Origin of the sequence: Pseudomonas sp. GM30 (genome assembly GCF_000282275.2) — a bacterium.
GTDB lineage: Bacteria > Pseudomonadota > Gammaproteobacteria > Pseudomonadales > Pseudomonadaceae > Aquipseudomonas.
On record NZ_AKJP02000030.1, the window covers coordinates 59,590 to 83,156 of the forward strand.

Annotated in this window: 23 protein-coding genes and 1 tRNA gene; 16 read left to right on the forward strand and 8 right to left on the reverse strand. The window is 59.3% G+C overall.

What is annotated here, in order from left to right:
- Window positions 1-247: 247 nt before the first annotated feature.
- Window positions 248-547: a hypothetical protein gene (locus tag PMI25_RS23770; protein ID WP_007961249.1), complete on the reverse strand. Its 300-nt coding sequence runs from the start codon at window positions 545-547 to the stop codon at window positions 248-250.
- A gap of 382 nt (window positions 548-929) precedes the next feature.
- Between PMI25_RS23770 and thrS the strand changes: the two genes are divergently transcribed.
- The 10 genes from thrS (at window position 930) to PMI25_RS27735 (ending at window position 9,796) form a co-directional block, all read left to right on the forward strand.
- The gene (thrS, locus tag PMI25_RS23775) at window positions 930-2,852 is read left to right on the forward strand and encodes a threonine--tRNA ligase (RefSeq protein WP_007961251.1); all 1,923 of its coding nucleotides are present in this window, start codon (window positions 930-932) and stop codon (window positions 2,850-2,852) included.
- Window positions 2,852-3,403, forward strand: a complete 552-nt coding sequence (gene infC / locus PMI25_RS23780) for a translation initiation factor IF-3 (protein ID WP_170929410.1) — start codon at window positions 2,852-2,854, stop codon at window positions 3,401-3,403. The genes thrS and infC overlap by 1 nt, the downstream gene beginning before the upstream one ends.
- A 60-nt stretch (window positions 3,404-3,463) precedes the next feature.
- The gene (gene rpmI, locus PMI25_RS23785) at window positions 3,464-3,658 is read left to right on the forward strand and encodes a 50S ribosomal protein L35 (RefSeq protein WP_002553160.1); all 195 of its coding nucleotides are present in this window, start codon (window positions 3,464-3,466) and stop codon (window positions 3,656-3,658) included.
- A 28-nt stretch (window positions 3,659-3,686) separates the two neighbouring features.
- Window positions 3,687-4,043, forward strand: a complete 357-nt coding sequence (gene rplT / locus PMI25_RS23790) for a 50S ribosomal protein L20 (protein ID WP_002553161.1) — start codon at window positions 3,687-3,689, stop codon at window positions 4,041-4,043.
- A 109-nt stretch (window positions 4,044-4,152) separates the two neighbouring features.
- Window positions 4,153-5,169: a phenylalanine--tRNA ligase subunit alpha gene (gene pheS / locus PMI25_RS23795; protein ID WP_003226365.1), complete on the forward strand. Its 1,017-nt coding sequence runs from the start codon at window positions 4,153-4,155 to the stop codon at window positions 5,167-5,169.
- 26 nt (window positions 5,170-5,195) lie between these two features.
- The gene (gene pheT, locus PMI25_RS23800) at window positions 5,196-7,574 is read left to right on the forward strand and encodes a phenylalanine--tRNA ligase subunit beta (RefSeq protein WP_007961255.1); all 2,379 of its coding nucleotides are present in this window, start codon (window positions 5,196-5,198) and stop codon (window positions 7,572-7,574) included.
- Between the two features lie 3 nt (window positions 7,575-7,577).
- Window positions 7,578-7,880 (forward strand): integration host factor subunit alpha, encoded by a 303-nt coding sequence (ihfA, locus tag PMI25_RS23805; RefSeq protein WP_002553164.1) that lies wholly within the window; start codon window positions 7,578-7,580, stop codon window positions 7,878-7,880.
- Window positions 7,861-8,217 carry a MerR family transcriptional regulator gene (locus PMI25_RS23810; protein ID WP_003179985.1) on the forward strand — a complete coding sequence of 119 codons (357 nt, stop codon included), beginning with the start codon at window positions 7,861-7,863 and terminating at the stop codon, window positions 8,215-8,217. The genes ihfA and PMI25_RS23810 overlap by 20 nt, the downstream gene beginning before the upstream one ends.
- A gap of 87 nt (window positions 8,218-8,304) precedes the next feature.
- Window positions 8,305-8,381 (forward strand) — tRNA-Pro (locus PMI25_RS23815).
- 353 nt (window positions 8,382-8,734) lie between these two features.
- Window positions 8,735-9,796 carry an acyltransferase family protein gene (locus PMI25_RS27735; protein ID WP_007961257.1) on the forward strand — a complete coding sequence of 354 codons (1,062 nt, stop codon included), beginning with the start codon at window positions 8,735-8,737 and terminating at the stop codon, window positions 9,794-9,796.
- A gap of 70 nt (window positions 9,797-9,866) precedes the next feature.
- On the opposite strand, the gene PMI25_RS23825 is transcribed toward PMI25_RS27735, so the two are convergent.
- Both PMI25_RS23825 and PMI25_RS23830 read right to left on the reverse strand, forming a co-directional pair.
- On the reverse strand, window positions 9,867-10,070 hold the full coding sequence (locus PMI25_RS23825; protein WP_045122186.1) for a hypothetical protein: 204 nt from the start codon (window positions 10,068-10,070) through the stop codon (window positions 9,867-9,869).
- Window positions 10,071-10,140: 70 nt separating this feature from the next.
- Window positions 10,141-10,416 (reverse strand): hypothetical protein, encoded by a 276-nt coding sequence (locus PMI25_RS23830; RefSeq protein ID WP_007961259.1) that lies wholly within the window; start codon window positions 10,414-10,416, stop codon window positions 10,141-10,143.
- A gap of 167 nt (window positions 10,417-10,583) precedes the next feature.
- Between PMI25_RS23830 and PMI25_RS23835 the strand changes: the two genes are divergently transcribed.
- A complete protein-coding gene (locus PMI25_RS23835) occupies window positions 10,584-10,913 on the forward strand; it encodes a hypothetical protein (protein WP_007961262.1) in 330 nt (109 codons plus the stop codon).
- A 57-nt stretch (window positions 10,914-10,970) separates the two neighbouring features.
- Here PMI25_RS23835 and PMI25_RS23840 read toward each other — a convergent pair whose 3' ends face one another.
- Window positions 10,971-11,384, reverse strand: a complete 414-nt coding sequence (locus tag PMI25_RS23840; RefSeq protein ID WP_007961264.1) for a VOC family protein — start codon at window positions 11,382-11,384, stop codon at window positions 10,971-10,973.
- A 201-nt stretch (window positions 11,385-11,585) separates the two neighbouring features.
- Here PMI25_RS23840 and PMI25_RS23845 point away from each other — a divergent pair, with 201 nt between their 5' ends.
- Entirely contained in the window at window positions 11,586-13,397 is a 1,812-nt protein-coding gene (locus PMI25_RS23845; protein WP_007961266.1) for an ABC transporter ATP-binding protein, read from the forward strand.
- On the opposite strand, the gene PMI25_RS23850 is transcribed toward PMI25_RS23845, so the two are convergent.
- Together PMI25_RS23850 and PMI25_RS23855 are read right to left on the reverse strand one after the other, a co-directional pair.
- Window positions 13,394-14,338 (reverse strand): alpha/beta hydrolase, encoded by a 945-nt coding sequence (locus PMI25_RS23850; RefSeq protein WP_007961267.1) that lies wholly within the window; start codon window positions 14,336-14,338, stop codon window positions 13,394-13,396. The two genes, PMI25_RS23845 and PMI25_RS23850, sit on opposite strands and share 4 nt — an antisense overlap.
- 109 nt (window positions 14,339-14,447) lie before the next feature.
- Complete coding sequence (locus PMI25_RS23855; RefSeq protein ID WP_007961269.1) at window positions 14,448-15,446, reverse strand: NAD(P)H-quinone oxidoreductase; 999 nt, start codon at window positions 15,444-15,446, stop codon at window positions 14,448-14,450.
- Between the two features lie 173 nt (window positions 15,447-15,619).
- On the opposite strand from PMI25_RS23855, the gene PMI25_RS23860 reads away from it, so the two are divergent.
- Both PMI25_RS23860 and PMI25_RS23865 read left to right on the forward strand, forming a co-directional pair.
- Window positions 15,620-16,495, forward strand: coding sequence for a LysR family transcriptional regulator (locus tag PMI25_RS23860; protein WP_007961270.1), 876 nt, complete (start codon window positions 15,620-15,622; stop codon window positions 16,493-16,495).
- A gap of 180 nt (window positions 16,496-16,675) precedes the next feature.
- The gene (locus PMI25_RS23865; protein WP_238547099.1) at window positions 16,676-17,161 is read left to right on the forward strand and encodes a hypothetical protein; all 486 of its coding nucleotides are present in this window, start codon (window positions 16,676-16,678) and stop codon (window positions 17,159-17,161) included.
- Between the two features lie 49 nt (window positions 17,162-17,210).
- Here the strand turns inward: PMI25_RS23865 and PMI25_RS23870 are convergent, their stop codons facing one another.
- Complete coding sequence (locus PMI25_RS23870; protein WP_007961274.1) at window positions 17,211-17,933, reverse strand: pirin family protein; 723 nt, start codon at window positions 17,931-17,933, stop codon at window positions 17,211-17,213.
- A 212-nt stretch (window positions 17,934-18,145) separates the two neighbouring features.
- On the opposite strand from PMI25_RS23870, the gene PMI25_RS23875 reads away from it, so the two are divergent.
- Together PMI25_RS23875 and PMI25_RS23880 are read left to right on the forward strand one after the other, a co-directional pair.
- A complete protein-coding gene (locus PMI25_RS23875; RefSeq protein WP_007961276.1) occupies window positions 18,146-19,096 on the forward strand; it encodes a GlxA family transcriptional regulator in 951 nt (316 codons plus the stop codon).
- A gap of 160 nt (window positions 19,097-19,256) precedes the next feature.
- Entirely contained in the window at window positions 19,257-20,714 is a 1,458-nt protein-coding gene (locus tag PMI25_RS23880) for an ATP-binding protein (RefSeq protein WP_007961279.1), read from the forward strand.
- Here PMI25_RS23880 and PMI25_RS23885 read toward each other — a convergent pair.
- Complete coding sequence (locus tag PMI25_RS23885; RefSeq protein WP_007961280.1) at window positions 20,670-23,486, reverse strand: ATP-binding protein; 2,817 nt, start codon at window positions 23,484-23,486, stop codon at window positions 20,670-20,672. The genes PMI25_RS23880 and PMI25_RS23885 overlap by 45 nt on opposite strands.
- Between the last annotated feature and the right edge of the window lie 81 nt (window positions 23,487-23,567).

Consider the following 23,567-nt stretch of genomic DNA (forward strand, 5'->3'; position numbering starts at 1 on the left):
CAGGCCAACTGGGCACACCGGAGTATCATAGTCGAAATGTTCGCTTTGGTAGCCCCCCGGACGTGCTGTTTGCTTTCATATTGCATCGATTTCAACCTCTGAAATGTCTGCAAGCCCCGGTTTCAGTGGCTTTCAGCCGAATGAAGAGGGTGTAAAAAAAGCTATAAAACCTGCGTAAATTATCGATTTCGGGGTCTTTTTGGCGGTTTTCAGCCTGCTGGACGCCCGAAAAAACATTCGTCAGCGTTTATTTCTGTACTCGGCAAACCGAGATTTCTTTCAGTGCGCGCTGACCCAATTCTGTAGTCGGCGGCGTTTTTGGATCCATGAGTTGGGAGATTTCTTCGGTTGTGAACTTCTTCTCTAGAACATCAGCGCCGCACGCGCAGTGCTTGTTCGCTTCAGCCGGGTTGACGCTTTTGCTGGCTGCGCTGGTGCAGTCGCTCATGTACTTGGCTTTGACGCCAGCAGGCCAGGCTGCGTTAGCGCTCAATGGCAGCAACAAGGCCAGAGGGGCGGCGAAAGCAAAAAGTCGGATGAGGCGCATGTCGGAAACTCCTTGGGTTGATATCGGCGACGATTCTCAGCCTATTTGAGGCAAAGCGTATATCCCAAGTTCACTTCGCGCCGCAAAAATGCGCAAATCAGCAACACCTCAATTCGATGACGTCGATGACCACTCATCTGTGCTAGCATGCCGGGCTCAAGCGTTCTCAGGCTCCGGATGGCCTTCAGCCCCGGCAGCGGTCAGCGTGCGAAAAATTCTGATTTGAATCCCAGTCACTCTGGTTCGGTTTTCCGGTTGGCCGCAAGGCTCCTGCCGCTGTAAGGCAGGCGTTCGTCATTGAATGGCCTGGATCGGATCTTGTACTGGCTCATCCCAACCCACGTGACCTTTGGTAGGGGTCACCACTAGGAGAGGAGGCGCCATGCCAACTATTACTCTTCCCGACGGCAGTCAACGTTCATTCGATCACCCGGTTTCCGTAGCCGAGGTCGCCGCATCCATTGGTGCAGGCCTGGCCAAGGCCACCGTGGCCGGCAAGGTCAACGGCAAGCTGGTCGACGCCTGCGACATCATCGACAGCGACGCGACGCTGCAAATCATCACGCCAAAGGATGAAGAGGGGCTGGAGATCATTCGCCACTCTTGCGCGCACCTGGTTGGCCACGCGGTCAAGCAACTGTACCCGACTGCGAAGATGGTCATCGGGCCGGTCATCGACGAAGGCTTCTATTACGACATCGCCTTCGAGCGTCCTTTTACGCCGGACGACATGGCCGCCATCGAACAGCGCATGCATCAGCTGATCGACAAGGATTACGACGTCATCAAGAAAGTCACTCCGCGTGCCGAAGTGATCGAAGTGTTCAAGGCCCGCGGCGAAGACTACAAGCTGCGTCTGGTCGAAGACATGCCGAACGAGCAGGCCATGGGCCTGTACTACCACGAAGAATACGTCGACATGTGCCGTGGTCCGCACGTGCCGAACACCCGCTTCCTGAAATCCTTCAAGCTGACCAAGTTGTCCGGCGCCTACTGGCGCGGTGATGCCAAGAACGAGCAACTGCAGCGCGTTTACGGTACTGCCTGGGCTGACAAGAAGCAGCTGGCGGCTTACATCCAGCGCATCGAAGAAGCGGAAAAACGCGATCACCGCAAGATCGGCAAGCGCCTGGGCCTGTTCCACACCCAGGAAGAAGCGCCGGGCATGGTGTTCTGGCACCCGAACGGCTGGACCCTGTATCAGGTGCTCGAGCAGTACATGCGCAAGGTGCAGCGCGACAACGGCTACCTCGAGATCAAGACCCCGCAAGTGGTCGATCGCAGCCTGTGGGAGAAATCCGGGCACTGGGCCAACTACGCCGACAACATGTTCACCACCGAGTCGGAAAGCCGCGACTACGCCATCAAGCCGATGAACTGCCCGTGCCATGTGCAGGTGTTCAACCAGGGCCTGAAGAGCTACCGCGAGCTGCCGATGCGTCTGGCCGAGTTCGGTGCTTGCCACCGTAACGAGCCATCGGGTGCGCTGCACGGCATCATGCGTGTACGTGCGTTCACTCAGGACGATGCCCACATTTTCTGCACCGAAGAGCAGATGCAGGCCGAATCCGCGGCGTTCATCAAGCTGACCATGGACGTTTACCGCGATTTCGGCTTCACCGACGTCGAGATGAAACTGTCCACTCGTCCGGAAAAGCGCGTGGGTTCCGACGAACTGTGGGATCGCGCCGAAGCGGCACTGGCTGCAGCCCTCGATTCTGCGGGTCTGCCGTATGATCTGCAGCCGGGTGAAGGTGCGTTCTACGGTCCGAAAATCGAGTTCTCGCTGAAAGATTGCCTCGGTCGCGTCTGGCAGTGTGGTACCTTGCAGCTCGATTTCAACCTGCCAGTCCGTCTCGGCGCCGAATACGTCTCCGAAGACAACAGCCGCAAGCACCCAGTGATGCTGCACCGGGCGATCCTCGGTTCGTTCGAGCGTTTCGTCGGGATTTTGATCGAGCATTACGAAGGTGCATTCCCTGCGTGGCTCGCGCCAACCCAGGCAGTGATCATGAATATCACTGATAAACAGGCAGATTTCGTCGCTCAGGTTGAAAAAACTCTCAACGAAAGCGGATTTCGTGCCAAGTCCGACTTGAGAAATGAAAAGATCGGCTTTAAAATCCGCGAGCATACTTTGCTCAAGGTTCCCTATCTTTTGGTTATCGGAGATAAGGAAGTCGAGATGCAGACTGTCGCTGTGCGTACTCGTGAAGGTGCTGACCTGGGCTCGATGCCCGTCGCCCAGTTCGCTGAGTTTCTCGCGCAAGCGGTTTCCCGGCGTGGTCGCCCAGATTCGGAGTAATTATTATTAAGCGTGAAATGAGACAAGATAAACGAGCTGCACCGAAAGCCCCGATCAACGAGAATATCTCGGCACGCGAGGTTCGGTTAATTGGCGCTGATGGCGAGCAGATTGGCATCGTCTCGATTGATGAAGCGCTTCGTATTGCTGAAGAAGCAAAGCTTGATCTGGTTGAAATCTCTGCTGACGCAGTCCCACCGGTTTGCCGGGTGATGGACTACGGCAAATCGATCTTCGAAAAGAAGAAGCAGATTGCAGCAGCGAAGAAAAACCAGAAGCAGATTCAGGTAAAAGAAATCAAGTTTCGTCCAGGGACGGAGGAAGGGGATTACCAGGTAAAACTGCGCAACCTGGTACGTTTCCTGAGTGACGGGGACAGGGCCAAGGTATCCTTGCGATTCCGCGGCCGTGAGATGGCCCACCAGGAGCTGGGGATGGAACTCCTCAAGCGGGTTGAAGCTGACCTGCTCGAGTACGGTTCGGTCGAACAGCATCCTAAGATGGAAGGACGCCAGCTGATCATGGTCATCGCCCCGAAAAAGAAGAAGTAATCAACAGGGCACGGCAGGCCTTCTGATTATGTTTATCAACTGAATGCGGAGTATCCGAACATGCCAAAAATGAAAACCAAAAGTGGTGCTGCTAAGCGGTTTCTGAAAACTGCTAACGGTATCAAGCACAAGCACGCTTTCAAGAGCCACATCCTGACCAAAATGTCGACCAAGCGTAAGCGTCAACTGCGCGGTAGCAGCTTGCTGCATCCGTCTGACGTGGCAAAAGTCGAGCGCATGCTGCGCCTTCGTTAATTTTAGTCAAGAATAGAGGAAGTAACTCATGGCTCGTGTAAAGCGTGGCGTCATTGCCCGTAAGCGTCACAAAAAAATTCTGAAACTTGCTAAAGGCTACTACGGCGCACGCTCCCGCGTATTCCGTGTTGCCAAGCAAGCGGTAATCAAGGCAGGCCAATACGCCTACCGTGACCGTCGTCAGAAAAAACGTCAGTTCCGCGCTCTGTGGATCGCTCGTATCAACGCTGGTGCTCGTGTTAACGGTCTGTCCTACAGCCGTTTCATCGCTGGCCTGAAAAAAGCGTCCATCGAGATCGACCGTAAGGTTCTGGCTGATCTGGCAGTGAACGAAAAAGCGGCGTTTGCTGCGATTGTCGAGAAAGCTAAAGCCACCTTGGCTTAAGTACCCCCGACAGTCACCCGGCCTCACCTCTGTGGGGCCAGGTGTTAAACGTCATAAATAGGGGAAGAGCCTTCAAGCTCTTCCCCTATTTTGTATCTGGAGTCTGTACATGGAAAACCTGGATGCGCTGGTCTCTCAAGCTCTAGAGGCTGTGCAAAGCGCTGAAGATATCAATGCCCTGGAGCAAATCCGGGTTCAATACCTTGGCAAAAAGGGTGAATTGACTCAGGTGATGAAGACCCTGGGGAATTTGCCGGCAGAAGAGCGTCCGCAAGTCGGCGCCCTGATCAACGTTGCCAAGGAACGTGTCACAGGCGTTCTCAATGCGCGCATGGCTCTGTTTGAAGAAGCCGAACTGGCTGCCAAACTGTCTGCCGAATCCATTGATGTGACGTTGCCGGGCCGTGGCCAGACCTCCGGTGGTCTGCATCCGGTGACCCGGACTCTGGAACGAGTCGAGCAGTTCTTCACCCGCATCGGCTACGGCATCGCCGAAGGCCCTGAGGTCGAAGACGACTATCACAACTTCGAAGCGCTCAACATCCCAGGCCATCACCCGGCCCGGTCGATGCATGACACCTTCTATTTCAACGCGAACATGTTGCTGCGCACCCATACCTCACCGGTACAGGTCCGCACCATGGAGTCCAAGCAACCACCGATCCGCATCGTCTGCCCAGGTCGTGTGTATCGCAGCGACTCCGATATCACCCACTCGCCGATGTTCCACCAGGTCGAAGGCCTGCTGGTCGATCGCGACATCAATTTCGCCGATCTCAAAGGCACCATCGAAGAATTCCTGCGGGTGTTCTTCGAGAAAGAGCTGGCCGTACGTTTCCGTCCTTCGTACTTCCCGTTCACCGAGCCATCCGCTGAAGTCGACATGGAATGCGTGATGTGCAGCGGTAAAGGCTGCCGCGTCTGCAAGCAGACCGGCTGGCTGGAAGTCATGGGCTGCGGCATGGTTCACCCGAACGTGCTGCGCATGTCCGGCATCGATCCGGAAGAGTTCTCCGGCTTTGCCTTCGGCATGGGCGTCGAACGTCTGGCAATGCTCCGTTACGGCGTGAACGACTTGCGTCTGTTCTTCGACAACGACTTGCGGTTCCTCGCGCAATTTCGCTAGTCGTAACGAATTCTTAGGAGAGCAGGATGAAATTCAGTGAACAATGGCTGCGTGGCTGGGTTAGCCCGCAGGTAAGTCGCGACGAGCTGGTTGCTCGTCTGTCGATGGCAGGTCTGGAGGTCGATAGCGTGACCCCGGCCGCCGGTGTATTCAGCGGCGTGGTCGTGGGCGAGGTGCTGAGCACCGAGCAGCACCCTGATGCCGACAAGTTGCGTGTGTGCCAGGTCAGCAATGGCGCGGAAACCTTCCAGGTCGTGTGCGGTGCGCCTAACGTGCGTCCGGGCCTGAAGATTCCGTTCGCCATGATCGGTGCCGAACTGCCGGGCGACTTCAAGATAAAGAAGGCCAAGCTGCGCGGCGTCGAATCCAACGGCATGCTGTGCTCGCAAGCCGAGCTGCAGGTCGGTGAAGGCAATGACGGTCTGATGGAGCTGCCGGCCGACGCACCAGTGGGCGAAGATTTCCGTGTGTATCTGGATCTGGAAGACGCCAGCATCGAGGTCGACCTGACCCCGAACCGTGGCGACTGCCTGTCGCTGGCCGGTCTGGCCCGTGAGGTTGGCGCTCTGTACGCCGTTCCGGTCACCCGTCCGGTGGTCATGACCATTCCGGCTGTGCACGACGAAGTGCGTCCGGTCGAAGTGCTGGCGCCTGCCGCTTGCCCGCGTTATCTGGGTCGTGTCATCCGTAACGTTGATCTGTCCAAACCAACCCCGCTGTGGATGGTTGAACGTCTGCGCCGCGCCGATGTGCGCAGCATCGACGCTGCGGTCGATATCACCAACTATGTGATGCTCGAACTGGGCCAGCCGCTGCACGCCTTCGATCTCGCCGAAATCAATGGCGGCATCCGTGTGCGCATGGCGGAAGAGGGCGAGAAACTGGTGCTGCTCGACGGTCAGGAAGTCAGCCTGCGTAGCGATACGCTGGTGATCGCCGACCACACCCGCGCTCTGGCGATTGCCGGCGTGATGGGTGGCGAGCACAGCGGTGTGTCCGCAACCACTCGCGACGTTTTCCTGGAGAGTGCGTTCTTCGACCAGATCGCTGTGGCTGGCAAGGCTCGTTCCTACGGCCTGCACACCGACGCTTCGCACCGTTACGAGCGTGGCGTGGACTGGCAACTGGCCCGTGAAGCCATGGAGCGCGCCACCGGCCTGCTGCTGGAAATCACCGGTGGTGAAGCCGGCCCGATCATCGAGACCGTCAGCGAGCAACATCTGCCGTCGATCGCGCCGATCACCCTGCGTGCGCAGCGCATCACCCAGATGCTGGGGATGGAAATGGATTCGGCGCAGGTCGAGCGTCTGCTCAGCGCGCTGGGTCTGAAGATTTCCGCTGACGGAGCAGGGCAGTGGCGCGTAGAAGTGCCAAGCCATCGCTTCGACATCAGCCTGGAAGTCGATCTGATCGAAGAGCTGGCGCGTCTGTATGGCTACAACCGTCTGCCGGTTCGCTACCCGCAAGCGCGTTTGGCCCCACAGGCCAAGGCTGAAGCGCGCAGCGAACTGCCTGAACTGCGCCGTCTGTTGGTTGCCCGTGGTTATCAGGAAGCGATCACTTACAGCTTCATCGATCCGAAACAGTTCGAACTGTTCAACCCGGGCGTCGAGCCGCTGTTGCTGGCCAACCCGATCTCCAATGACATGGCGGCCATGCGTTCTTCGCTGTGGCCGGGTCTGGTCAAAGCGTTGCAGCACAACCTGAACCGTCAGCAGGATCGCGTGCGTCTGTTCGAAAGCGGTCTGCGCTTCGTCGGTCAGCTGGAAGGTCTGAAGCAAGAGCCGATGCTGTCGGGTGTGGTTTGCGGCAGCCGTCTGCCGGAGGGCTGGGCACAGGGTCGCGACACCGTCGATTTCTTCGATGTGAAAGCTGACGTTGAAGCGGTGCTGGGCTTTGCCGGTGCGCTGGATACCTTCACTTTCGCTCCGGGCAAACACCCGGCGCTGCACCCGGGTCAAACCGCGCGCATTGAACGTGACGGGCGTGAAGTCGGCTTTATCGGTGCAATCCACCCTGAGCTGTCCAAGGCTCTGGGGCTGGATCGTCCGGTCTTCGTCTTCGAGCTGGTTCTGGCTGAAGTCGCTTCCGGAAAAATGCCGCAATTCCATGAGTTGTCGCGTTTTCCTGAAGTGCGTCGTGACCTCGCACTGATCGCGCACAAAGACGTCGCGGCCTCGGCTGTATTGGACGTAATCCGTGAAAATGCAGGCGAATGGCTCACGGATCTCAGGTTGTTTGACGTGTATCAGGGTAAAGGCATTGATCCTGATAGAAAAAGCCTTGCAGTTGGCTTGACCTGGCAGCATCCATCGCGCACTCTTAATGACGATGAGGTGAATTCGACGACGCAAAATATCCTCACCTCGCTCGAACAAAGGTTGAACGCCACGTTAAGGAAGTGACGTATGGGGGCTTTGACGAAAGCTGAGATGGCGGAACGTCTGTATGAAGAGCTGGGCCTGAACAAGCGGGAAGCCAAGGAATTGGTTGAACTGTTTTTCGAGGAAATCAGGCACGCTCTTGAAGACAACGAGCAAGTCAAATTGTCCGGTTTCGGCAATTTCGACCTTCGGGACAAACGCCAGCGGCCTGGCCGCAACCCGAAAACGGGGGAAGAAATCCCGATCACGGCTCGCCGTGTGGTCACCTTTCGTCCAGGGCAGAAGTTGAAGGCCCGAGTTGAGGCTTATGCTGGAACCAAGTCATAACGACGAACTACCCGTCATCCCGGGCAAACGCTACTTCACCATTGGTGAAGTCAGCGAGCTGTGTGCGGTAAAGCCACACGTGCTGCGCTACTGGGAGCAGGAGTTTCCTCAACTCAACCCCGTCAAACGCCGCGGAAACCGCCGGTATTATCAGCGCCAGGACGTGCTGATGATCCGGCAGATCCGTGCGCTTCTTTACGATCAGGGGTTCACCATCGGCGGCGCACGCTTGCGTTTGTCCGGCGATGAAGCCAAAGACGACACCACCCAATACAAGCAAATGATCCGCCAGATGATCGCTGAGCTTGAAGATGTACTGGTGGTGCTCAAGAAATAAAAAGCTGCGTTTGAATACTTCCAGTTTTCAAAAGCTTGCGATATATTCTTGAGCGCTCTTCGAGACGAAGGGCGGTTTCAAACCAGTCGGGGCGTAGCGCAGTCCGGTAGCGCACTAGCATGGGGTGCTAGGGGTCGAGTGTTCGAATCACTCCGTCCCGACCATTATTCCTGATTAAAATCAGACACTTAAGCCGATCATCTAGATCGGCTTTTTTGTGCCTGCGCAAAACCCACGCAAGACTACCCGGTGATTTCGCTGATGTTGAGGTCTGGAACGCACCCGGCCACGCGAGTAGTGACCGGTGATGCTGCCGTTCTCATGACCAGCCTTGAACCATTCGAATGCCTCTGTCGGCTCACCCTGATGCAGGATCATCTGCTCGGAGGGTCTTCCGGCCTGGTCGAGTCCCGCCATTCCTGGGGCAAGTCCGGCGTCAGCACCACCGGGGGGCCAATAGTTGGAGGATATATACGGTTGTGGATATGATTGCGCGCAATAAAAAAAGGATCAGGGAATGAAATTCTACAACCTCCAGGCCATGCGCGGCGTTGCGGCTTGCATGGTCTTTCTAATTCATCTGCTCAGCACCAAGCACGGCTTGGGCGCCGACTGGTTTCTTTTCAAATGGTGGTGGGTGGGCCCGGCTGGCGTGGATCTGTTCTTCGTCATATCGGGCTTCATCATCTGCTACACGGCGGCGAAGGCCGGGCGGGAGGATGTTGCCCCAATCACGGCAGCAACTCGCTTCGGCATTAAACGCCTGTTCCGGGTGTACCCCGTCTACTGGATCGTATTGGCAGTATCCTTTGCCCTGGCGCCATACGTGCAGACTGCTGACCCAGGCATGGCAGCCGAACGCGTTTGGCGGCTGGTGACGCTGGCCACCACGAACAACAACCGTGTGGTACTGGCCTGGACACTTTGTTACGAGCTGTTCTTCTATCTGGTGCTGGCGCTGATCATCCTGATTCGGCCCAAGCAGGTGTATGAGCTGGTGCTTGGATGGATCGCTTTACAGATCGGCCTGACCATCTGGGCCAGTGGCGGCGGCTTGCAAATGTTCAACTACGTGCCACTGAGCCCGCTGATTCTTGAGTTCGGCGCTGGATGCATTCTGGCCTTCATGGTGGATCGTGGTGTAAAGGCGTATGGCTGGCAATCCCTGGTGGCTGGCGTGGCGCTGTTTTGCGTTGCGGTCTGGGCTCACTCTCAAAATGGTAACTGGGCACCTTGGTGGCGCTCGCTGTACTTCACTATCCCTTGCGCGCTGATCGTTTATGGCGCCATCGCCATCGAAATATCCAGCGGTGTGACACTACCGGCCTGGTTGCAGAAAGTGGGCGACTCTTCCTACTCGATCTACATCTGGCACCAACTGGTGCTGGCGATATTGCTCAAGCTGACCGAAATATCAGGCCTTTTTGATATGTTGCCCGGCCTGCTGATCTTGTTCATCTGGGGCGTGATCGCCCTGGCTTTTGGGTTCCTGAGCTATCAGGTGATCGAGAAACCAAGCCAGAACTGGATCCACCACGTGATGAAGCGCCCAGAGCGCAGAGAGCTTTCTCACATTTAGGCTGGATAGGCCCGCTGCTGAGCGGGCCTTTTCATGCGCGTGAGTTTTGAGCGCAGCCAGCGGCCACGGCTCAATGCAGAACCCTGCGGCTCTCGCCAATCCTGATCCGGTCCAGCGCCCGGTTCAATGCGTCCAGTGCATCTAGAAGCGCCTTTGCTTCTGCCTCTCGGCCATCGCCCCATAAACGTTCCGCCATTTTGTTCAGGGCCTGGATCGAGCGTTCGATGTCAGCGGCAGTCGCTGGTGTCTGGGGTTGCGCTTCTTTACTGGGCATACAGTCATTCATCTGCAGGGTATTGGCAATTCCCGGCATGATCGGTGTTCACTGCCTTTCAATCCAGTGGTTACTGTTTCGGCTTGCTTTGAATATCTTCTGAGTCGCTGGAGGTTGCCGCGTCTTTCTCGGTTTCTTTCGATTCTGCACCCGAATTCGAACCCGAGGCTTCTTCACCTTTCTTGTTGGCTTTTTCTTCGTTGGATTCCGCCTTGTTGCTGGACTGATTCACGCCCGGGATGGCAGTGGGCGGGGCGGCTGATCCTGCTTTCTCGCTTGCCAGAGTCAAGCCAGAGCCAGCCAGCATCAGGCATGCAAGCGTCAGGGTTGCGATCTTCTTGTTCATTTTTTCGGCCTTGCGCTGAGGGGTGTACCGCATTGGAGGCGTCAGTCACGCCAAGGTGCTGGCGGTTGGACGAACGGTTGTCTCTGCGCAAATGCGGCAAATTGCTGGCCCCCAGGTTTTTCCTTACCGGGCAAAATCGCCTTTTTTCAAAAGGTTAGGTTGGCTATATGCGGACGATTGTCATAACCGTTGCAACGCTTTCCCTGGCTGCCTTCGCTTCGGCCATTGAAGCGAGGGAGTTGAGCAAGAGTCACCGGTTCGCCTGTACCTGGGGCTCGGACATCGCTGCCGGGGCGCAGCAGTCGAAACTGTCGGGGATCTCGTTGTATGGCGCGCGCAAGCAGTTGCAGGTACGCAAGTTCCAGCAGCCGTGGATGCGCATGACGGCGATGGGGATTACCGAGCAGACCTACAACAGTACGTCGAAGCTCAAGCCGGCGGCGGTCAAACAAACCTATTACGAACAATGCGTGCGGCATGAGCTGGCCCAGCGATAAACCAAAAAGCCCAACCTGAAGCGGTTGGGCTTTTTCATGCCGGACGAAACGTCGGCGCTACTTGTCTGTCTCGCAATTGACCATCCACGACACGCCAAAGCGATCGACCAGCATACCGAAGCGGGCGGCCCAGAACGTCGCTTCCAGCGGCATGTCGACGCGACCGTCCTTGGCCAGCGCATTGAATACCCGCTCGGCTTCGGCAACGCTGTCGACGTTAAGCGATATTGAACAACCGCTCATGCCGCCGGTTGGCCGGTCGGGCGTGGTGTCCGAGGCCATGATCATCTGGGCGCCGACTTTCAGGCAGGTGTGGATCACTAGATGATGATGCTCTTTCGGTACGTGTTCGGCGGCGGGTGTTTCGCCGAAGGTCATGATTGCTTCGAGTTTTCCTTGCAGCGCTTGCTCATAAAAGGTGAAGGCTTCACGGCAGTTGCCGTTGAAGATCAGGTAGGGATTGATTCGCATGATGGCGTTCCTGGCAGTAGGCGCGGAGAGAGGCGATGTTCGCCAGGTTCCGCGAAAGGCGGTTAAACCATAGCAAAGCATTGGACGCCGCAACGGCCAGAGTTTTTCCAGATGTTTTTCTTCTGAAAACGCCGCGCTTCAGCACGGATAAAACCTGCGGAGTACCATGGCACCTGTATGACCTTTCGAGCTTAATCTGCCATGCCTTTGATTTCCCGCTTCCACGCTTTGTTTGATCAGGCCCGGCGCGCCTTGCTGTTGGTCTGGGCGACTTCACGCGGGTTATTTCTGGGCCTGGTGCTGGCGACCCTGATAGCGGGTGTCCTGCCGGCGCTGGCCGCATGGCTGGGTCAGCGCATCGTCGATGCGGTGGTGACGGCGATGCAGTTGCACGCGCAACAGGGCGATGCAGCGCTGTGGCCGGTGTTGCGTTACGTGCTGATGGAAGCGGGGGTGTTAGCGCTGTTGTCCGGTACACAACGGGCGTTGTCGGTGCAGCAGTCGCTGTTGCGGGTGCAGTTGGGGCAAAAGGTCAACACGCTGATTCTGCAAAAGGCGCAGACCCTGTCGCTGGTGCAGTTCGAGAATTCCGAGTTCTACGACAAACTGGTGCGCGTACGCCGCGAAGCCTCGACCCGGCCGCTGGCGTTGGTGATGAATTCGCTGGGGTTGATCCAGAACCTGATCATGCTGATCAGCTTCGCTGTGCTGCTGGTGCATTTTTCGCCGTGGGCACTGCTGTTGCTGGTGATCGGCGCGTTGCCGGTGTTCTTTGCCGAGGCGCATTTCTCCGGCGACGCTTTCCGCCTGTTCACCCGCCGGGCCCCGGAGAGTCGGCAGCAAAATTACATCGAAACCTTGCTGTCCCATGAGGCCTACATCAAAGAGGTCAAGCTGTTCGGCTTTGCGCCGTTGCTGCTGCAGCGTTATCGGGACACTTTTGCCAAGCTCTACGCCGAGGATCGGCGCCTGACATTGCGTCGTGATGGCTGGGGTTTCGGTCTCGGCTTGCTCGGTACAGGGGCGTTCTATCTGGCTTATGCCTGGGTGGTGATCGATGCGGTGCACGGCAATATCAGTCTCGGTCAGATGACCATGTACCTGGTGTTGTTCAAGCAGGGGCAGAGTGCGGTCAGCAGCAGTCTGAGCGCGATCAGCGGCCTGTACGAAGATGGTTTGTATCTGTCGAATCTGTACGAATATCTGGCCGAACCGGTTCTGGCCGATTCCGGCCATCTCACCGCCGGCGCGCAACCGGGCGATGGCCTGCGCTTTGAAAACGTCGGTTTCCGTTATCCTGGGGCCAGCCGTTCTGCACTGGAAGGCATCGACCTGCACCTGGTGCCGGGCAAGAGTGTGGCGCTGGTGGGGGAGAACGGCTCAGGCAAGACCACGCTGATCAAATTGCTGACCCGCCTGTATCGGCCCGATCAGGGTCGGATTCTACTTGATGGCAGCGATTTGCAGGATTGGGATGAGAACACGTTGCGGCGGCGCATCGGGGTGATTTTTCAGGACTACATTCGCTATCAGTTCACCGTGGGCGAAAACATCGGCGTGGGCGATACCTCGGCGTTCAACGATGAAGCGCGCTGGCACGCTGCGGCGGCCGAGGGCATGGCCGCGCCGTTCATTGAAGGCCTCGACCGTGGCTATGCAACGCAGCTGGGCCGATGGTTCGCTGGCGGTCAGGAGTTATCGGGCGGGCAATGGCAGAAGATTGCCTTGTCCCGGGCTTACATGCGCCGCGATGCCGACATCCTGATTCTCGACGAACCGACCTCGGCGCTGGATCCGGCAGCGGAAGCGGCAGTGTTCGAGCATTTCAGCCAGCACACCGAAGGGCGCATGACCCTGCTGATTTCCCATCGTTTTTCCAGTGTGCGCAACGCCGATCAGATCATGGTGCTGGAAGGCGGACGGATACTCGAGCAGGGCGGTCACGACAGCCTGATCGCCGCCAATGGACACTACGCCAAACTGTTCGATCTGCAGGCTCGCGGCTATCGCTAGGAGTCCTGCGCGCTGCGCACCAGCGCGGGGCCGGCCACGCGCGGCGCGGGTTTGCTCTGCATCAGCGCGTCGATCGCCTTGCGATAATTCTGCCCGCCCAGCGCCATGCTGTTGTTGTGGGTGGCTCCTGGCACCAAGAGCAGTCGCTTTGGTTGTTGGGCGGCGTTGAACAGCTGCTCGCTGAAGCGCGGCGGCACGAACGCGTCGGCCATGCCGTGCACCACCAGCAGTGGCATGTGAATTTCGGCGATCTTGTCGATGGAGTCGAATTTCTGCGATAGCAGCCAGCGCACCGGCAGCGAAGTGTTGGCCACGGCGGCGGCCACATCGGCGAGAGAGGTGAACGTCGACTCGATCACCAGGCCTTTGACCGGCAGCGGGGTATGGTCCCGAGCAGCGTCCTGGCCGAGTTCGGCGGCCAGATCAATCGCCACGGCACCGCCCAGGGAATGACCGTAGATCAGGCGTTTGCTCGGGTCGGGCTGCAGCAGTTTGAAGCGTTCCCACGCTACACGGGCATCTTCGTACACGCTGCTTTCTGAAGGCAGGTCACCCTTGCTCTGGCCGAAACCACGGTAGTCGATGGCCAGTACCGAGTAGCCGGCCGCGCGCAACTGCTCGATGCGGAACAGCTGTCCGGTGAGGTTCCAGCGCACGCCGTGCAGATAGAGAATCGCTGGAGCGTTTGGCCGTTCTGCGGGCCACCACCAGGCATGAATATTCTGCCCGGCCTTGAAGCGCTTGGGCTGCAAGTCGAGTTCCTGCACGCTGCCCGGCAAGCCGTGATACCAGCCGGCCGTGCCCGGTTCGATGCGAAACAGCAGTTTGCGCTCGGTGTGTTCGAGCACCGCACAACTCGTCGGCACGCCAATGATCAGCGCAGCCATGCAGGCGAACGCCAGACGGCGACGACGCAAACGGGTCATGAAGGACAGGAACATTAAACGGTTCACCACAGCGCAGACAAAGAAGGCTTTTTACCAGAAGGCTCGGTCTGCGCGTGACTTTTTCGACCACCGTGCGCCCTTAACGATTACAAAATGCTGCGGCTCAATTCACCCGCAGGACGATTTTGCCGATGTGGTCGCCACCTTCCATGCGCGCATGCGCCTGGGCCGCATCGTTCAGCGAATAAACCTTGTCGATGATCGGCAAGCAGCGTCCGGCGGTCAGCGCCGGCCACACGTGTTCGCGCAATTGCTCGGCAATTTCGGCTTTTTCCTCTGCGGTGCGCGCTCGCAGCAACGAGCCAGTGATCACCGCACGCTTGGCCATGATCGCCAGCAGGTCGATGTCGTTGGCTTTGCCGCCACCGAGAAAACCCAGCATCACCAATCGGCCATCCATCGCCAGCGCGCTGACATTCCCGTTGAGGTATGAGGCGCCCATGATGTCGAGGATCGCGTTAACGCCTTGGCCAGCCGTTTTTTCGGCGATGACCCTGGCGAAATCCTGCTCGCGATAATTGATTGGCTGCCCACCCAGTTTGCTGATTGCCGCGCATTTATCGACGCTGCCGGCGGTGGCAAAGGCTTCGATGCCGAACTCGCGGCAGAGCATCAGCGCGGTGGTGCCGATGCCGCTGGTGCCGCCGTGAATCAGCACGCGCTGACCGCGCTGAGCGTCGCCGAGGCCGAACAGGTTGGCCCACACGGTAAAGAAGGTTTCCGGGATAGCGGCGGCCTGCACCCAATCCAGTCCTTCGGGGATCGGCAGGGTTTGCCCGGCGGGGACGCTGCAATATTCGGCGTAACCGCCACCGTTGGTCAGTGCGCAGACCTTGTCCCCCAGTGCAAACTGACTGACACCGGCACCCAGCGCCACCACTTCGCCGGCCACTTCCAGACCGGGGATCGGGTTCATGCCCGGCTTCATCGGATACTTGCCGGCCCGTTGCAGGGCATCGGGACGATTGATCCCGGCAGCATGCACGCAGATCAGCACTTCACCGGCTGCAGCGACGGGCAGGGGCACGTGTTTGGCCTGCAAGACTTCGGGGCCACCGGGTTGAGTGATTTCGATACGGGTCATTTCGCTGGGCAGTGTCATATCCGGTCCTGTTGCGTAGGAGGTCTGTAGGTGGGAGTTCAAAGGGGGAGCATTGATTCCCTGCAAAAACAGTCAAGGCTTGAGAACAGTGGTGAGGATATCGGCTATTGTTGCCGCTTTAACGCAGCGATTTGGCGGCATAGTGATGCACATTTGCATCGGCAGGAGATCAGATGAATTGGGATGACGCTCGGGTGTTTCTCGCCGTCTGTCGCGAGTCGACACTGCGCGGGGCCGCGCGAGTGTTGAATGTGGATCAAGCCACCGTCGGGCGGCGGATCACTGCGCTGGAAAAGTCCCTCGGCGCGACGCTGTTCCTGCGCACTTCCGAGGGCTATGCGCTGACTGCAGTAGGCGAAGCGGCGCACAGGTCGGTGGAGAAAATGGAACACTCGGCGCTTGAGCTTGAGCGGCAGATTCAGGGCCTGGATGATCGCCTGACCGGCACGGTGCGGGTCAGCACCACCGATTCGCTGGCCATCGATTTCCTGATCCCGGCCATCGCCCGCCTGCACGAACTGCATCCGGACGTGCGCGTGCAACTGGACGCTTCCACGCAGATCCTCAGTCTGGCCAAGCGCGAGGCGGATATCGCCGTACGCAACACCCGGCCCGACAATCCGGACCTGATCGCCCGGCGAATCGCGCGCTGGCCAACCGGGTTATTCGCTTCAAAGGCTTACGTCGACGCCAATGGCGAACCCGAGCCCGGCAGTGCTTTCGCCGGGCATGACCTGGTGGTTTATCAACCGTATCTGCAGAGCAAACGGGACCTGAACCTGGTGGGGGAGCCGATAAGTCGCGGGCGAATCGTCGCCAGCCTCGGTTCCAGCCTGTTGATGCGGCGCTCGATTGCGGCGGGTATTGGTGTAGGAGAAATTCCGGTGTACATGGGCGAGCGCGACGGTCTGGTCAGGCTCTGGCGACAGCGTACCCGCCCGCAACCGTACGAAGTGTGGTTGGTGACCCATGCGGATCTGCGCCATACGGCGCGGGTGAGGGCGGTGATCGAGCAGATCGTCGAAGTGTTTGCGTCGGAAAACGAGTAAGGCGCGTTTTCGAGGCGAACTCACAAGGTCTGACGAAATGGCCTACGCCGGACGCAGAATTCGCTGGCTTGTAGGCCGAAGGACCGGGGGCTATCGTTGCCAAAGGCTGGTGCGAGGCCGCACGCTTGCACTGGAGTGACATACCACGGACGGTATCGGTAGCCCGATAAAGGTGTCGAATTGGAAGCCAGGGAATTCAGTCATTTTCAAAGCAGTGACATAACGGGTAACGGTCAGAGTACGCAAGTCATGGGCGCCATCAGTCGAGAAGAATTCAATGCCAGGATCGAGACCATCGAGACACGAATGGATGCTCGACTGGACGCTGTATCAATGAAAATTGACGGGTTTTTATCTGTTCAGGGAGAACGGGACAAAACTCAAGTCGAACGAGACAAACGCTACGACTTGATTACGCAAGAGATGCGCAGAATTGCCGACGGCGCGCAGGATGCAGCAAGGCAGGGCGCCACCGTCAAGGCCAACGTCTGGGCAGCAACGGCCGTCCAGTTACTTGGAATAGTCGCCATCGTCGTTGGGGCCTATTACGCCAATCAAGCCAACATGTACGTAGCTATACAAACCACCTTCGCGGCGGTCCAGGCGGGCAAGGATGCCCACACGCCCAAATCGCCGGAATTGCCTACGCCACTGCCACCGCAATAAAAAACGGCCTTCACATGAAGGCCGTTTTTGCAGGCGTTAAACCCGTGCCTTATGGCATTTGCGGCAACTCCTGCGGCCGCAGATCGAACACCAGCACTTCGGCATCCACGCCATTGCTCAGGGTCAGTGCCTGTTCTTCACGAACTCGCACGCCGTCACCTTCCTGCAGTTGCACGCCGTTGAGCTCTACGCTGCCACGCGCCACATGCACGTAGGCATAACGATTGGCCGGCAGTTTCAGCGTCGCGCTTTCCTGGCCGTCGAACAGGCCGGCGTAGACACGCGCGTCCTGACGTACTTTCAGCGAGCCATCAGCGCCGTCCGGCGAGATGATCAGTTGCAGGCGACCGCGTTTTTTCTGCGCACTGAAGTGCTCTTGCTGGTAGCGCGGCTTGGCGCCGGCCACTTCCGGCACGATCCAGATCTGCAGAAAGTGCACCGGCCGGGTGGCCGAATGGTTGAATTCGCTGTGGGCCACGCCACTGCCGGCGCTCATCAGTTGCACGTCACCGGGGCGGATCACCGAACCGGTGCCCAAGGTGTCTTTATGCTCCAGCGCGCCTTCAAGCACGTAGGAAAAGATCTCCATGTCACGATGCGGATGCTGGCCGAAACCCTTGCCGGCCGCCACGCGGTCATCGTTGATCACCAGCAGGTCGGAAAAACCCTGTTCACGCGGGTCGCGGTAGCTGGCAAAGGAAAAGGTGTGGAAGGATTTCAACCAGCCATGATTGGCGAGGCCGCGGTCGGAAGCTTTGCGAAGGGTCAGCATGATGAATTCTCCTTGCAGGACGTTGATTCGTCCGAGTGAGGAGAAGGTTACTGTTAATCGTTTGGGGCAATAAGTAGGTGGAAATTGAAATACTGTCCTGCTCAGGTTGACAGTTTTGCGGAGTCGATCACGCATTCTTTTCGCCGCTCTCTACGCACTTGGCCATAATGCGAGGCTTGCTTCCTTTTCCTTGATTTCAGTGATGTTCACCCATGAAAACCGTGGCAATGGTGCTGTTTCCCGACTTTCTTCTGCTCGACATGGCCGGCCCCATGGAGGTGTTTTCGGTCGCCAATCGCTACTTGAAAGCCGAAGATCACTACCAACTGATCACCTTGGGTACCGAACGCGGGATGCTGCGGGCTTCCAATGGCGTACAGGTACAGACCGACTCTCATATCGACGACCCGGCCCAGGCCTTCGACCTGCTGCTGGTACCGGGTGGACCGGGCGCCTATAACGAAAAACATCCGGCGCTGCTCGCCTGGTTGCAACGCTCGGTGGGGCAGGCCGGTTGCTACGGCTCGATCTGCACCGGGGCTTTTGTGCTCGGGCATGCCGGGCTGCTCGACGGTTATCGCGTGACCACCCACTGGAATTACACCGAGCGGCTGATCAAGGCGTTCCCCGAGGCGCGGGTGGAGACCGATCAGATTTACACCGAAGACCGCAATCTGATCACTTCGGGAGGCGTGACCGCCGGCATCGATCTGGCGTTGGCCGTGGTTGCCCGGGATCACGGGAAAAGAGTCGCCCAGGACGTGGCCAAGGTCCTGCTGGTGGTGATGAAACGGCAGGGCGGGCAAGCGCAGTTCAGTCCGTTGATGGCCGCGGTGGCACCACAGGAAACCGCGATCACCCGGGTGCAGAACCATGTCTTGGAACACCTCGACGAAGCGTTTACGGTCGAGCGCATGGCGGGGCTGGCGAACATGAGCACCCGGCACTTTGCGCGGCTGTTCGCGCGGGATGTGAACATGACGCCGATGGAGTTTCTGCAAAACGCCCGCATTGATTGCGCGCGTAATCTGCTGGAAACCACCGAGCTGCCGTTGAAGACCGTGGCCTACAAAAGTGGTTTCGGCAGTGTACGCCACATGCGTTTTCTGTTCGCTGAAAAGCTCGGTCTGACCCCGGCACAATACCGCGAGCAGTTCAGCTAGAGCGGTTGTGTCCGTGCGGTGCATCCGGATGTCCGTGTTGCGCCCCGTACGGAGGTTGTGCCGTCACCTGCAGCTGCCAAGATAAACGGCAACGCTTGGAAGGGAGAAGTGCTGGACGCCGAGGGCATGCTGCCCGCGCGCGCTGGCGCTGGAAAACGGCATGCACAGCCACAACGACTTACCCGCTGCATCGGTGTTGTATTTTGGGCCATACGCCTTTCATCTGCGCCAACGGTTGATCCTCGACGGGGATCGACAGTTGCGCATGGGCGGGCGCGCCCTCGATCTTTTGCAGGTGCTGGTCGAACACGCCGGTCGCGTGGTGCGCAAGGAACAGTTGATCGCCTGGGTGTGGCCGGACAGTGTGGTTGAAGAGATCAACTTGCGGGTGCACATCGCCGCGTTGCGCCGGGCGTTGGGCGATGGTGAGAACGGCCAGTGCTATATCGTCAACGTGCCGCAGTGTGGTTATAGCTTTATCGCCCCGGTGCACGGCGACAGCGTCGCGCAAGTGGTGTTCGAAACCCTGCAGGCGCCGCAACACAACCTGCCCGCACGCTTGACCCCGGTCATCGGCCGCGATTCGCTGGTCGGCAGTCTGGTGCGACAACTGCCGCTGTGTCGCCTGATGACGCTGACGGGCCCGGCCGGCATCGGCAAATCCACGGTGGCGCTGCGGGTGGCCGAGTTGCTGTTGCAGCATTACCGCGACGGTGTCTGGTACATCGACCTGTCCATTGCCGAGGATGCGCCTTCGTTGCTCGACTACCTGCTGCACACCCTCGACACCTCGTTCGAGACGTTAGCCTCGCGTCATGCCTTGCTGGTGCTGGATAACGGCGAGCGGCGTCGTGAATCGTGCCGGGCGCTGGTGGAGCGGTTGCTGCTGGCGGCGCCGCGACTGGCGCTACTGGTCACCAGCCGTGAACCGCTGCAGGCCAATCTCGAAACCCTGCAACCGATTGCGTCATTGACCTTCCCCAAGGCGTCGGTGCCAACCAGTGTCGACGAGCTCATGGGCTATTCGGCGGTGCAATTGCTGATCAGCCGCGCGCGTGCCCGGCAGCACGATTTCAGCCTGCGCGAGCAGGATCTGCACACCGTGTGCGCGATCTGTCGGCGGCTGGACGGTTTACCGCTGGCCATCGAACTGGCGGCGGCGCAGATCGATGCGCTGGCGCTGGTGGGGTTGCAAGCGCAGCTGGACAACGGCCTGCGCCTGCTCAGTCATGGCCGACGCACCGCGATGCCCCGGCATCAATCCATGAGCGCAGCGCTGGACTGGAGCTATCAGGATCTGCGCCCCTGTGAACGCCGGGTATTGCAGCGCCTGTCGGTATTCAAGATGGCCTTCACCGAGGAAGCCGCGCTGCGGGTCATTGACGGCGTGCATCTGCAGGCGGTGATCGAACGCCTGGCCACCAAATCATGGTTGACGATCGAGCGGGGTGGCGACTCGCTGCGCTACCGCATGCTCAACACCCTTCGCTGTTATGTCCGCGAACAGTGGGAAACCAGCGCTGAACGGGTGGATAACCTGCAGCGCCTTGTCCGGTACAACGGGCGCAATCGATCAGGCGCGGGCGGACAACTGGTCACGCAACGCCTCGAGCAATAAGCGCACGTTGCGCAGGTCGGGGGTGGCGTAACCTTCGGTGAAGCGCTGATAGATCGGGGTCAGCAGCTCCAGTGCCTGGCGGTGGCGTGATTGACGCTGCCACAGTCGGGCCAAAGATGTGGCGCTGCGTAGCTCCCAGGCCAGCGCGCCTTGAGAGCGGGCGATCGCGAGAGCGTTTTGCAGGAGATGTTCTGCCTGCTCGCTGAGGCGTCCCTGTGGACAATCCGCCTCACTCGCCAATAACCGCTCAGCCTCGGCCCGCAACACCTCGGCCGTGCTCCAACCTGCCGCGCCACTGCGCGCCCGCTCCAGCAACGCGTCATCGATATGGCGAGCGTCGAGCGTGACCATCAGCTCCTTGATCAGCCCGTTATCCGCCGGAGCGTCGGGCTGGGCCAGGCGCTCATCGATCACCTGCGCATAGTGCCGTCCCCAGCGATAGAACAGCAGCACCGAGTGCTTCTGGGCCTGCTCCAGCAACAGCTGCAACAGTTCACGGGCAGTCTTGGTATCGCCGTTGTAATGGGCGATCAGACAGCTGGCCAGCGCCAGGGTGTAGCAGATCGAAGTGCCGTGGTTGATCTGCACGGCGATGTCCAGCGCTTGCCGAGCGGTGCGCCATGCCTGTTCCGCAAAGCCCTGCAGCCACAAAACACGGGCGAGAATGGTCAGCGAAGCCACGCTTTGGTCGTACTGCACGCCGAAACCGTGGGTGAAGCGGTTGCGGTAGCCACTGTGGGCCATGCGCTGGATCACTTGCTCGGCACTGACCCGAGCTTGCGGCTGGTCGCCGGCAAAGTGCAGGGCGAGGACGCGCAAGCGGTGAATGCTCAATGACAGCAGTGGGTCGCCGTGGCCGCCGAGACGGTCGAACTGTTCGCTTTGCAGCAATGCCGCCTGGTAATGCCCGCAACTGAGATTGACCGCCAAATGCCCGGAAATAGCGCGCAATTGCCCGGCGATATCGTGGTGCTGTTGCGCCAGTGCATTGGCCTGGGTGAACGCCTTGATGGTCTCCGGCGAACCGCCCCAGGTGTGGTAGCAGGCGCTGCCGAGTGCCAGTTGCAGAGCAATCTCCAGGCGCGGGCAGGGTTGTTCGGCGCTTTCAAGCAGGGTCAACGCCTGGTGCACATGAGCGCCATATTCCTTGAGCAATGACAGCTCTTGCCACAGCGCGGCCGACGCCGCCGTCAGGCGGATGCCGAGATGGCGCGAGCCGTTGCCGTGCAAGCTCCAGTCGAGGGCAGCGCGCAGATCTTCCAGACTTCGGGCATAGCGCTCGATCCACTTCACGGTCGGGGTGCTTTCCCACTCGGTCCGCGCCTGCTCCATCAGGGCCAGACAACGCTCGGCATGACGTTCGCGAAGGGTTTCACGTTCGCCGCTGTGTTCGAGTTTTTCCAGTGCGTAATGGCGGGTAGTGTCGAGCAGGCGATAAAACACTTCTTCATCGCCGACATCCACATTCAGCAGCGATTTAGCCACCAGTTGCGTGATCGACGCGAGTACCTGGGTGGGGTCGATGTGCTGACCGACGATCACCGCCGCGGCCGATGTCAGGCTGAAGCTGCCGCGAAACACCCCGAGGCGGCGCAGGCAAGTCTGCTCGCAAGGGGTGAGCAGGTTGAAACTCCAGTCCAGCGTGGCGTGTAGCGTCTGGTGTCGCGCATGGCGCTGGTGATTGCCCGCCGCCAGTGGGTGCAGCTGATCCTGCCATTGCTGCAGCAAGCCGCTCAGGCCGAGACTTTCGACCTGTGCTGCCGCCAGTTCCAGGGCCAGCGGAATACCGTCCAGACGCCGGCAGATCTCCATGACCAGCGGTAAGTCGGCGTCGCTCAATTCAAAGTGTTCATGGGCGACCATCGCCCGTTCGACAAACAGTTGCAGGGCGGCAAAAGCCATCGCCTGTTCGCGATCGAGAACACTCGTCGCAGGCGGGCAGTCGAGGGATTCCAGACGCTGCACGAACTCGCCTTCAGCGCGCAGGCTTTCGCGGCTGGTGGCCAGGATGTGCACCTGCGGCGCCCCGCGCAGGAGGCTCTCGACGAGCAGTGCCACGGCATCGATCAGGTGTTCGCAGTTGTCGATGACCAGCAGCATCTGGCGCTCGCGCAAATGGTTGATCACCCCTGCCAGCGGATCGCCGTCGTGCACTGCCAGATCCAGCAGGGTAGCCAGTTGCGAACCGATCAGCGCCGGGTCGTTGAGCGGCGCCAGATCCAGCAGGCGGATGCCGTCGCGATAGCGTCCGAGCAACTGCTCGGCGACGCGCAGGGCGACGGTGGTCTTGCCGATTCCACCGGGGCCGACCAGAGTGATGCAGCGCTGTCGCGGCAGTTGCTGCATCAAGCTGTCGACCAGCGGCTGGCGACCGATCATCCGGGTGTGGCGCAGCGGCAAGTTGTGGCGACCGGGAGCCGCCTCCAGCGGCCGCTGTCCGTTGGCTTGCACCGTCAGCGGGGCAACGAAACTGTAGCCGCGCTGGGCCACGGTGACGATATAGCGCTGGCCGGCCTGACCGTCGCCCAGCGCCTTGCGCAGGGCGGCCATGTGCACCCGCAGATTGATGTCCTCGACGACACTGTCCGGCCATACACCGGCGAGCAGTTGTTGCTTGCTCACCACTTCCCCGGCATGCGCCAGCAACATCAGCAGAATATCCATGGCGCGCCGACCCAGACGCAGCGGCTGGTCACCTTCCATGACCAGCCGCTGCCCGGTGTAGATCCGATAGGGGCCGAAGCCGATGGCCTGATTCGGGGAAAGACTCAACAGCACACTCCTGCGGTGATGCGGCAATCCTGGCAAATGGACGCTGCGTGAAGATGCAGATCGTCGGGTGCAAGGTATCGC